This window comes from Stutzerimonas kunmingensis (assembly GCF_014764705.1).
Taxonomy (GTDB): domain Bacteria; phylum Pseudomonadota; class Gammaproteobacteria; order Pseudomonadales; family Pseudomonadaceae; genus Stutzerimonas.
Genome location: NZ_JACXXG010000027.1, coordinates 50,915 through 61,039 on the forward strand (window position 1 = coordinate 50,915; position 10,125 = coordinate 61,039).

General features: G+C 61.2%; 10 protein-coding genes. 1 reads left to right on the forward strand and 9 read right to left on the reverse strand.

Translation table 11 applies throughout. From position 1 onward, the window contains the following. Window positions 1-124: 124 nt before the first annotated feature. The 9 genes from IEG05_RS17905 to IEG05_RS17945 are packed head-to-tail and all read right to left on the reverse strand — an operon-like array spanning window position 125 to window position 8,278. The gene (locus IEG05_RS17905; RefSeq protein ID WP_031323376.1) at window positions 125-811 is read right to left on the reverse strand and encodes a GntR family transcriptional regulator; all 687 of its coding nucleotides are present in this window, start codon (window positions 809-811) and stop codon (window positions 125-127) included. Between the two features lie 15 nt (window positions 812-826). Then, a complete protein-coding gene (gene hpxZ / locus IEG05_RS17910; protein ID WP_041014573.1) occupies window positions 827-1,228 on the reverse strand; it encodes an oxalurate catabolism protein HpxZ in 402 nt (133 codons plus the stop codon). Further along, entirely contained in the window at window positions 1,225-1,893 is a 669-nt protein-coding gene (locus tag IEG05_RS17915) for a cysteine hydrolase family protein (protein WP_041014574.1), read from the reverse strand. Before IEG05_RS17915 ends, hpxZ begins: the two co-directional genes overlap by 4 nt. After that, window positions 1,890-3,425, reverse strand: a complete 1,536-nt coding sequence (locus tag IEG05_RS17920; RefSeq protein ID WP_041014575.1) for an ABC transporter ATP-binding protein — start codon at window positions 3,423-3,425, stop codon at window positions 1,890-1,892. The genes IEG05_RS17915 and IEG05_RS17920 overlap by 4 nt, the downstream gene beginning before the upstream one ends. A 2-nt stretch (window positions 3,426-3,427) precedes the next feature. After that, window positions 3,428-4,117, reverse strand: coding sequence for a biuret amidohydrolase (gene biuH / locus IEG05_RS17925; RefSeq protein ID WP_191122465.1), 690 nt, complete (start codon window positions 4,115-4,117; stop codon window positions 3,428-3,430). 4 nt (window positions 4,118-4,121) lie between these two features. After that, complete coding sequence (locus tag IEG05_RS17930) at window positions 4,122-5,129, reverse strand: formamidase (protein ID WP_041014577.1); 1,008 nt, start codon at window positions 5,127-5,129, stop codon at window positions 4,122-4,124. A 10-nt stretch (window positions 5,130-5,139) separates the two neighbouring features. Then, window positions 5,140-6,060 carry an ABC transporter permease gene (locus tag IEG05_RS17935; RefSeq protein WP_003291936.1) on the reverse strand — a complete coding sequence of 307 codons (921 nt, stop codon included), beginning with the start codon at window positions 6,058-6,060 and terminating at the stop codon, window positions 5,140-5,142. Then, window positions 6,053-7,165: an ABC transporter permease gene (locus tag IEG05_RS17940; RefSeq protein WP_041016165.1), complete on the reverse strand. Its 1,113-nt coding sequence runs from the start codon at window positions 7,163-7,165 to the stop codon at window positions 6,053-6,055. Before IEG05_RS17940 ends, IEG05_RS17935 begins: the two co-directional genes overlap by 8 nt. Before the next feature lie 3 nt (window positions 7,166-7,168). Next, window positions 7,169-8,278, reverse strand: a complete 1,110-nt coding sequence (locus IEG05_RS17945; protein WP_041016166.1) for a BMP family ABC transporter substrate-binding protein — start codon at window positions 8,276-8,278, stop codon at window positions 7,169-7,171. Window positions 8,279-8,827: 549 nt separating this feature from the next. Here IEG05_RS17945 and IEG05_RS17950 point away from each other — a divergent pair. Continuing rightward, a partial coding sequence (locus IEG05_RS17950; protein ID WP_191122466.1) for a PDDEXK-like family protein occupies window positions 8,828-10,125 on the forward strand: 1,298 nt, incomplete at its 3' end.

Sequence of the window (10,125 nt, forward strand, 5' to 3'; positions counted from 1 at the left end):
CGCACTACGGCATCGACGACTACATTGAGCAAAAATACATGTGCCTCGGCATCGGTTGAGGCATTGACCGGACACCCGCGTTATCGGCTTATCCGAGGTCCGGCTTTTCGAGTCGAACGCGGGATTACGCCTGTTGAAGACTGTTGCGTGCCTCGGACAGCATCGACAGGCTGATCTTGCGTACTTCGATCTTGCTCTGTTCGATATGCGAACGCAGAAGCATCTGCGCCTCATCGCGCCGGCGTGATGCCAGTGCCGTCAGAATGCGTGCGTGTTCGTTGTAGGTTTCCTCGATCCGAGCGCTCTTGTAAAAATCCAGGCGCCGGACAATACGGATGCGATCACAGACTTCAGCGTGCACACGCATCATTTCCCGATTTCCGGCGGCTGCGAGCAAACCGCTGTGGAAGGCTTCATCCAGATCGGCGACCTGCTTCATGCCGTGCTCGCGCTCGCCCGGCGGCACCATCCAGATGCGATTGAGTTCCACAAGCGCGCCGGCCAGATCCGGCAGGCCGCATAGACGCTCGATGGCGACGCTCTCCAGTACCACACGCAGGTCGTACAGCTCGTCGATCTGGTTGAAATCCAGCGGCTTGACGGTCCAGCCGCGGCGAAACCCCACTTCCAGATAGCCCTCGCGCTCCAGACGATAGAGCGCATCGCGCACCGGTGTACGCGACACCTGGTAGCGCGCGGCCAATTCGGTCTCGCTGAAGCGGTCATGGGGCAGCAGCTGATAGTCGAAGATTTCCTGCTTCAACCGTTGATAGATCTGCTGCGCCAGGGCATTGGTCTGGTGCTTGAGAATGGCATCACCTGTCTGTCAGAGCGTACTGAGATCGACACTTACATGTGCCGAAACCACTTTCCAGCCGGCGGGAAAGCGTACCCAGGTCTGCATTTGCCGGCCAGTACGCAGGGTTTCACCGTCGCTGAATTCCGTGCTGACGGTGGCATAGTTCTCATCAAAAGTGGATATAACCGTGTTGCGCAGCTGGCGGCCGGGCCCTACCGGCGTGCAGATGCGCCGGTAGGCGGCGATATCCCGCGCACCGTAGAGGTTTTCGGCAACGCCATAACGCACGGTATGGTCGGTGTCCCAAAAGTAGTCGTCCAGCACCTCCAACTCATTGGCCAGCAGGGCGCGCTCGTAGTCCTCGAAGGCCAGGCGCACGGCCTCGACCACATGGGGCAGATTGATCAATGGCTCTTTGTCCACGCTCATTCCTCGTTCATGGCAGCGTCCAGCGCTGCCAACGTGGCGGTATGTCCGACGATCCCCCCCTGGGCGACGATCATCTCCAGGGTCGCCTGCTTGAAGGCAGGGAAATAACTGTCGGTTGCGTCTTCGATCAACAGGCAGCGATAGCCCCGGTCGTTGGCCTCGCGCATGCTGGTCTGCACGCAGACCTCGGTGGTCACACCCGCGAAAATCAGACACTCAATGCCCTGTGCGGCCAGCCTGTCCCCCAGACCGGTCGCGTAGAACATCCCCTTCCCCGGTTTGTCGATCACCCATTCACCGGCAATCGGCGCCAGTGACGGGATGATCTGATTGCCCGGCTCGCCACGCACCAGGATGCGTCCCATCGGCCCCGGATCACCGATACGCAAGCCTTCTGCGCCGCCTTCCCGCTTGGCTGCAGGACAGTCAGACAGGTCCGGCAGATGCGACTCTCGCGTGTGGATGACCAGCATGCCCTTCTCCCGGGCCAGCGCCAGCAGCGACTCCACCGCCGGGACGATGGCCTGCAACAGACTTACGTCGTTACCCAGCGCCGCACCAAAACCACCTGGTTCGAGAAAGTCCCGCTGCATATCGATAACGACCAATGCGGTACGTGCCGGATCGAAGCTGAAGGCGCCCGGCTTGCCCGGCACGCTGATCATGCTGCACCTGCCGTATGGTCAGCGCCGGCCATGTAGTGACCCAACGTGGCACGGTCAGCTTGGTCAGCGGCGACCTCGAAATTGATTTCACCCTCGTGGATCACCAGGATGCGGTCGGACATTTCCAGCAACTCGTCCAGATCCTCGCTCAGCAGCAGCACGGCGGCACCCTGGGCGCGGGCATCGCGCAGACGCTGGTGGATGATCGCCACCGAGGCGAAATCCAGGCCGAACACCGGGTTGGAGACGATCAGCGTGCGCACGTCGTGGGTCAGCTCGCGGGCCAGGACCGCACGTTGCACGTTACCGCCTGACAGCGTACCTATCGGCCGCAGCGGGTCCGCCGGGCGCACGTTGAACTGTTCGATCAGGGCCTCGGCCTGGGTCTGAATCGCCTTCCGGTTGATCAGCCAACCCTGGCGGCACAGTGGCGGCTGGTCGAAATTGCGCAGCGCCAGATTGTCCGCCACGCTCATGCCGGCGATGCAGGCATTGCGCAGGGGCTCTTCCGGCAGGCTGAATACCTTCTCCCGTTGCATCTCCCGGCGGCTGGCCTGGTAAGGAGCGCCATTGATGCGAATCTCGCCACTGACCGACTGCCGCTGACCGAGCAGCGCCTCGGTCAGTTCACGCTGGCCATTGCCGGAAATGCCGGCAATGCCGACGATTTCGCCAGGGCGCACGTCCAGCGACAGCTTGCTGACCGCCAATGTGCCCTTGTCATTGGCCACGCTCAGTTCGCACACCTCCAGCCGAGGTGCGGCGTCGCGGTCTACCGGCTGCTGGCTGGCCGGCTCGGCAGCCGCTTCGGAGGCGCCCATCATCCAGGTGGCCAGTTCCTCCTGGGAGGTGGCGCTGACCTGGGTACTGCCGACCAGCCGGCCCTTGCGCAGCACGCTGACATCGTCAGCGAAGCGCGATACCTCGCCGAACTTGTGGGTGATCATCAATACCGAAATATCCCCACGGCGAGCCATATCGTGCATCAGGCCCAAGACCTCTTCGGCCTCCTGCGGCGTCAGTACCGAGGTCGGTTCGTCGAGAATGATCAGTTGCCGGTCCAGATACAGCTGCTTGAGGATTTCCAGCTTCTGCTTCTCGCCCGCCGCCAGCGAACTGACCGGACGTTCGATATCCAGCCGGAACGGCATACGCTGCATGAAGTCATTGAGGCGCTTGCGCTCCAGAGGCCAGTCGATGCGCCAGCCCAGATCGCCACGCGATAGCACCAGATTCTCCGCCACACTCAGGCCCGGCGCGACGGTGAAGTGCTGGTAGACCATGCCAATGCCCAGCGCATGAGAGTCTCGCGGGGTACGAATCTGCTGCTGGCGGTTGTTGACCAGCAACTCGCCGTCGTCCAGCGGACCGTAGCCGACGATACCCTTGACCAGCGTGCTCTTGCCCGCGCCATTCTCGCCCAACAGCGCATGGACGGTACCGGCGCGCACGGTCAACGACACCCCCGCCAGCGCCTGAAAGCTGCCGAAGGATTTGCTCGCGCCGATGATTTCCAGGCTGATCGCACGCATGCTCAACGCTCGCTCAACAGCTCGACGAGCGACGCCGAGTTGGACACAGCACCAAACACCCCACCCTGCATCTTGACCATGTGCAGCGCAGCCAGGTGGTTACCCGGATCGGTGGCACCACAGCAGTCTTCCAGCAACAGGCACTCGAAGCCGCGATCATTGGCCTCACGCATGGTGGTGTGCACGCAGACGTCGGTGGTGATGCCGCACAGGATCAGGTTCTCGATGCCGCGGGTACGCAGGATCAGTTCCAGGTCGGTGGAGCAGAACGAGCCCTTGCCGGGCTTGTCGATGATCACTTCGCCAGCCAGCGGCTGCAGCTCCGGAATCAACTCCCAGCCCGGTTCGCCACGCACCAGAATGCGGCCACAGGGACCCGCATCGCCGATGCCGGCACCGATGCGCCGGGATCGCCAGCGCTTGTTGGCCGGCAGATCGGACAGGTCCGGGCGATGCCCTTCGCGGGTGTGGATGATATGAAAGCCCTGCTCGCGCATGACCTTCAGCACACGGTTGATCGGCTCGATGGGCGCACGCACGGCCGCCAGATCGTAGCCCATGGTGTCGACGTAGCCGCCTTCACCACAGAAATCAGTCTGCATGTCGATGATGATCAGCGCGGTATTGGCCGGATGCAACCGCCCGTCATACGGCCAGGGATAAGGATCGGAAACAAGAAAGCGCTCGCTCACGGTGTTACTCCTGGCTGTGCGGGTTGTAGAGTCGCTCGGGCGCGGCAAAGCCGCAGCTGCTGCCATCGGTATGGACCACGTCGTCCTCCCAGGGCAGGCGGTACTGGCCAGCCGCAAGGTCATGCATGTAGGTGTAGGGGCAATCCTGCGCCCCGCCCTTGACCGCCACATAACCGCGGTGGCCGAACTGATAGATATTGTTCTCCACGCCCCAATGCTTGCGCGCCTCGCGCACCAGGTCCGGACGCAGCTCGCAAGAGACGATCTCGTCCGCCCGCCCGCCGCCCTCGGCCATGGGCGTGCCATCGAAATCGACGAACATGGCTTCGCCCATCGAATCGAAGGTGCCGTCGGAACCGCACATGCACACGCTAGCGGTCTGCATCAGATTGGTGAAGGAATTGACCTGGTTGGTGATCTTCCATGAATGGCGGATCGGTGCGGTGTAGCCGGCGGTACGGATCATGATTTCCGCCCCCTTGTAGGCACACTCACGGGCCATTTCCGGAAACATGCCGTCATGGCAGATGATCAGGGCCAGCTTGCTGCCGCGCGGACCGTCACAGACCGGGATGCCGAGATTGCCCGGTTCCCACGGTTCGACCGGCACCCAGGGGTGCAGCTTGCGGTAGTACAGGCGCACTTCACCGGTATTGTCGACAATGATGCCGCTGTTGTAGGGGTTGCCGTGCGGGTTGGCTTCCATGATCGAGAAGCAGCCCCAGATGCTGTGATCGATGCAGGCCTGCTTCAGCGCCGCCACTTCCGGCCCATCCAGGGTACACATGATGTCGGGTGAGGTATCCATCGACAGCCCGTGCAGCGAGTACTCCGGAAATACGATCAGGTCCATGCCTGGCATGCTGCGCCGGGCCTTGCCGATCATCGACACGACCTTCTGCGTCTGGGTCCAGAGTTCGTCGCGGGTGTGCGGGTCGGGCAGTGTCAGCTGTGCCAACCCGATCACGACACCATTAGGTGATTTGTTCAGCCCACCAAGTCCACTTGCCATGTCATTACCTCTATCGATTGAGACTGAGCTCGCCGGGAGCTCCCGTCAGTGTTCGGTTTGGACGACAGGTCGCGAGCATCACCAGCATCGTCAGGATGTAAGGTGCCGCGCTGTACAGGTAATAGCCGGAGCTGATGCCTACCGATTGCAGCGCCGGGCCGATGGCGCCGGCCGCACCGAACACCATCGAGGCCCACAGGCAGTTCAGCGGTTGCCAGCGGGCAAAGATCACCAGTGCCACAGCCATCAGGCCCTGACCGCTGGACAGCCCCTCGTTCCAGCTGCCGGGGTAATAGAGCGACAGGTAGGAGCCACCGACACCGGCCAGAAAGCCACCCACGGCCGTGGCCATGACGCGTACCCGCAGCGGGCGGTAGCCCAGCGCCTGAGCCGACTCGGAATGGTCCCCAACCAGCCGCAGAACGAGCCCCCAACGCGTGCTGCGCAGCCCCCAGTGCAGGAAGATCGCCAACGCCACACCGATGAAGAACAACATGTTGATGTTCAAAGCCGAGCGCATGCCGGGATCATCACTCCAGGCACCCAGGGAAATGGATGGCAGCATCGGGGCCTGCGGTTGAATGAAGGCTTTACCCAGGAAGAAGGCGAGGCCGGTACCGAGCAACATCAGCGCGATGCCGAAGGCAATGTCGTTGACACGCGGTAGCGAGCAGACAAGGCCATGCAGCAGGCCAAGCAACAGCCCGATTCCACCCGCTGCCAGCACCCCGGTCCAGGCCGAGCCGGACAGGTAGGCGACCGCGTAGCCGGTCATCGCACCGGCGACCAGAATGCCTTCCAGGCCCAGGTTGATGCGGCCACTCTTTTCCGTCAGACATTCGCCCAGGCTGACGAACAGGAACGGCGTACCAACCCGCACCGCACCCGCCAACAGGGCCAGCAGGAAGGTCACGAAATCCAGATCACCCATGTTGCACCTCGGCGCTCCTTACCTTGTTGGCGTGCTCCTCGAGGGCAATGCGCCATCCAGTGATCCTGCCCACCAGCGCTTCCCAGGCGAGCAGATTGGTGAACAGCAGGCCTTGCAGAATCAGTGTCGTGGCGTCGGGCAGATCCAGCCGCCGCTGCAGCAGGCTGCCGCTGGCCTCGATGCCGCCGACCAGCGTCGCGCAGACGATGATCGCCAGCGGGTTATGCCGGGCGGCAAAGGAAACCAGAATGCCGCTGATGCCATAGCCGACGATCAGCGAAGCGTTGGCGCTGCCTTGCACCGCGCTGACCTCGTACATGCCGGCCAGCCCGGCCGCCGCTCCGCCGAGCACACAGGTCAAAATCACCAGTCGGTCGACCGGCAAGCCCAGCATGCGCGCCGTGCGCACATTGCCGCCGACCACGTCCAGGGCAAAGCCCTTGACGCTGTGGCGAACCAGCACCCAGGCCATCACGCAGGCAATGATGCCGGCGACCAGTCCCCAGTGAACGCGGAACGAATCCTCACTGATCACACCGATCATCAGTGAATAATCCAGCCCCACGGTGGACGGCTTATTCAGGCTCGAAGGGTCACGCAGCGGCCCCTCGACCAAATGGTTGAACAGCGCGATGGCGATATAGGAAAGCAGCAGGCTGCCGATGGTCTCGTTCAGCCCGCGCTTCTGCCGCAACCAGCCGTTGAGCCCGATCCAGAAGCCACCGACCAGCATCGCCACCAGTCCCATGGCGATAAGCGTCGCCAGCGGCGGCAGTCCGCTCAGCCACAGCGGCAGCGTCGCGGCCGCCAAGCCGCCCAGTACCAGTGCGCCTTCGCCACCGATGATGATCAGACCGGCACGCGCCGGCAGTGCCACGCACAACGCCGTCAGCATCAACGGCGCGGCGCGCTGCAGGGTGCTTTCCCACGCAAAGTACGAACCGAAGGCGCCTTCGAACACCAGGCTGACGGCCTCGAACGCCGGTTTGCCCTGAAAGGCCAGGAACAGCACGAACAGCGCAAAGGAGCTGATGATCGAAAGCACGGTAGGCAGGCCAGGCAATGCCAGCCTGGCCAACCTGCTTGCTAGATAATGTGGGTTCATGGATCAGATATCGCCGCGCACGCCTTCGACGAGGTAGTTCATCTGCTCCAGCACCACGTCGGTCTGCCCCAGCGACTCGCCAGCGGCCAGCACCACGTTGCCCTTGTTGTCGTTCAGCGGTCCCTTGAACAGGGTGAACTCGCCAGCGATCATCGACGCCTTGATCCGGTCCGCCTGCTCACGGGCCGCAGCACTGACATTTGCGCCGTAGACCGAGGTCTTGACGAACCCTTCGGCCAGGCCACCGCGCAGGAAGTTGTTCATGGTCTGGCCCTTCTGGGCCGCTTCGACGTGTGCCCGGTATGGGGTTTCCCAGTTCCATTCCGCACCCGTCAGGTAACCGTTGGGGGCCAGAGCCGCCTGGCTGGCGTGGTAACCGCAGCTCATCACACCGCGACGCTCGGCTGTTTCAACGATGACCTTGGGGCCATCCACGTGGCAGGTCAGCACGTCGCAACCCTGGTCGATCAGTCCGTTGGCTGCTTCAGCTTCGCGTACCGGCAGCGACCAGTCGCCAGTGAAGATCACGGTGGTGGTGATCTCCGGATCAACCGAGCGCGCACCCAAGGTGAACGCGTTGATATTGCGCAGCACCTGGGCAACCGGTTTGGCCGCGATAAAGCCGATGCGCTTGGTTTTGCTCATGTGGCCGGCGACCACACCATTGAGGTACTGGCCCTCATCGATATAGCCAAAGAAGCTGCCGACATTCTTCGGATGCTTGCTCTCGTCCCACAGGCCACCACAGTGCGCGAAACGCACATCGGGGTAGCGCTGGGCCACGCGTAGAACGTGGGGATCGAAGTAGCCGAAGGAGGTGGCGAAGATCAGCTCCGCGCCATCCTGACGGATCATCGCTTCCATCGCCTGCTGCACTGCGGAGGTTTCCGGTACGTTCTCTTCTTCGATGACCTTGACGTTGGGCATGCTGCGAATGATGCGCGCAGCTTCAGCGTGTGCCTGGTTGTAACCGAAGTCATCCCTAGCCCCTACATAAACGAAGCCAACGACCAGGGGCTTATCTGCTGCGCGGGATGTGCTGAAAGGCATCGCGGCGGTAACGCCGATAAGCCCAGCCAGCTTGAGGAAGTTACGACGATTACAGTCCGACATATGCAGAAGTCCTTAGAGGTATACATAGTTATATTCAAGCTTGTATACATGACTCCAAGCAGGATATATGCCAGCCTTTGGCGCAAGAAAAATCGTCGTTTCTCGAACGAATTCAGCCCCCGTCGCGCTCCACACTGTTGCATTACGAGACTTAGCCGCCCCACAAAAGGGCAATGCAACCGGTGCCGACGCAGGCCGGCGGCGCCGCACCGAACCGCATCAACCTGACCTCACGCTCGTTTTAGATGCATCCGTCGGGTGTTCTGTGAACCCGATCACCGAGCCCGCGGGATAACTGAACTTCAATGCGCCGACCAGGCCGCACCATGCGCGCCTTGCCACACAACCTAGTCCGACGCTGGAGCGATTTTCTGCGTGCGGTGCGCTCCAACTGAGAGCTGTGCAGGGCTTATTCTTTCAAATAGTCCTCCTACGTCAGCCATAGCGTAGGGCTTCCCGAGTCTGCGAGCTCTTCAATCGTGTGCGTCCGGCCTCGGCCGCGAGGGCTCGCACTACGGCATCGACGACTACAAGCAAGGACAAGTGGCTATGGAAAGTATTATCTCTCCTGAAGAGCCGTCTTCGGACGGCGTCCCGTTTATACGATCTTTGACGTCGGACGATTTTTTATCCGGCTTCATGGCCTATAGCCAGGTCTATGACGACTGGCTACGCGACCAGCCAAACGACTTCAACCTGATCACCTCGATGCTCAAAGCCAATGACGAAGTACGGTTGCACTCACGAGTGATCTTCTCATGGCTCAACCCCCAAGGTTCGCACCGGCAGGGAAACGCGTTCGCAAGGGAGTTCATGGTTATGCTCGGTAGCGATTTAGCGAGTTGGCTGGACCTGTCGCGTCTGAAGGTGTTTCGCGAGAAAAATCGTATCGATCTTTGCCTCACCGACGGACGTCGTTACCTGATCATAGAAAACAAGCTCGATGCCCCAGACCAGAGAGGCCAGGTCCGTCGATATGTTGAGTTTGTCCAAACGGAGCGGGAGGCGCTTCCCGAGGACATTTTGCTGATTTTCTTGACTAAAGGTTCACGCAATCCAAGCAAAAGGAGCCTGGCAGAATGGGCAATCGAGCCAGACGGAAATGGGCGATTGCGCCTAGTTGATGAGAACGGCAAGGAGCAGGCTGGTTACCGGCACTGCAGCTACGGCACAGACGTGCTCGAATGGCTCGAACGCTGTGAGGTACGGCTCTCGTGCAGCAATGATGGCGGTCGCCTGGATAACTTGCGCTTTGCGTTCGGCGAATACCGCCGAGTAGTTGAGCGAATCTCGGGAAAAACGAAGGAGACAAGGATGGCGCTTGAAGCATGGATACTTGAAGGTGGAGATCCGGAAAGCATGCATAAGCGCATCGCTTGCGCAGAGTCGATCGTCGAGCAGATGTGGAAGTTAAAGGCGCGCTGGCTCAAGCATGCGATGACCGAGGGCATGGATGTTCTGCTGGCGCGTTCGGCAGGGTATGTGGAGCCAGTCAAACCCGAAGACCTCGGTGTAACGACAGTTCAGGAGTTCAAATCGTCTCATGCCACCGCATTTTTTTCCCCAAAAACACGATGGCACCCCAACAAGGGACGATTCTGGAAGGTCACGAAAGGTGCTCATGCAGACAGGCTAGCTCTGGTGATCTGTATCGGAAAGGCCTGGTTACATGTGGGTCTGTTGCCCTTGCGTGCCGGCAAACTGAGCGACGGCGTCTGGATGCGGATTCCACGCCATTCGGACACTCAGCCCACGCTGATCCGGACACCTGTTCCACGATCATTCGGACAGGCAGTCGGAGCGCAGCGACGCAGGGGTGGCATTGTTAGTCCGAGGTGCCCGGCGTC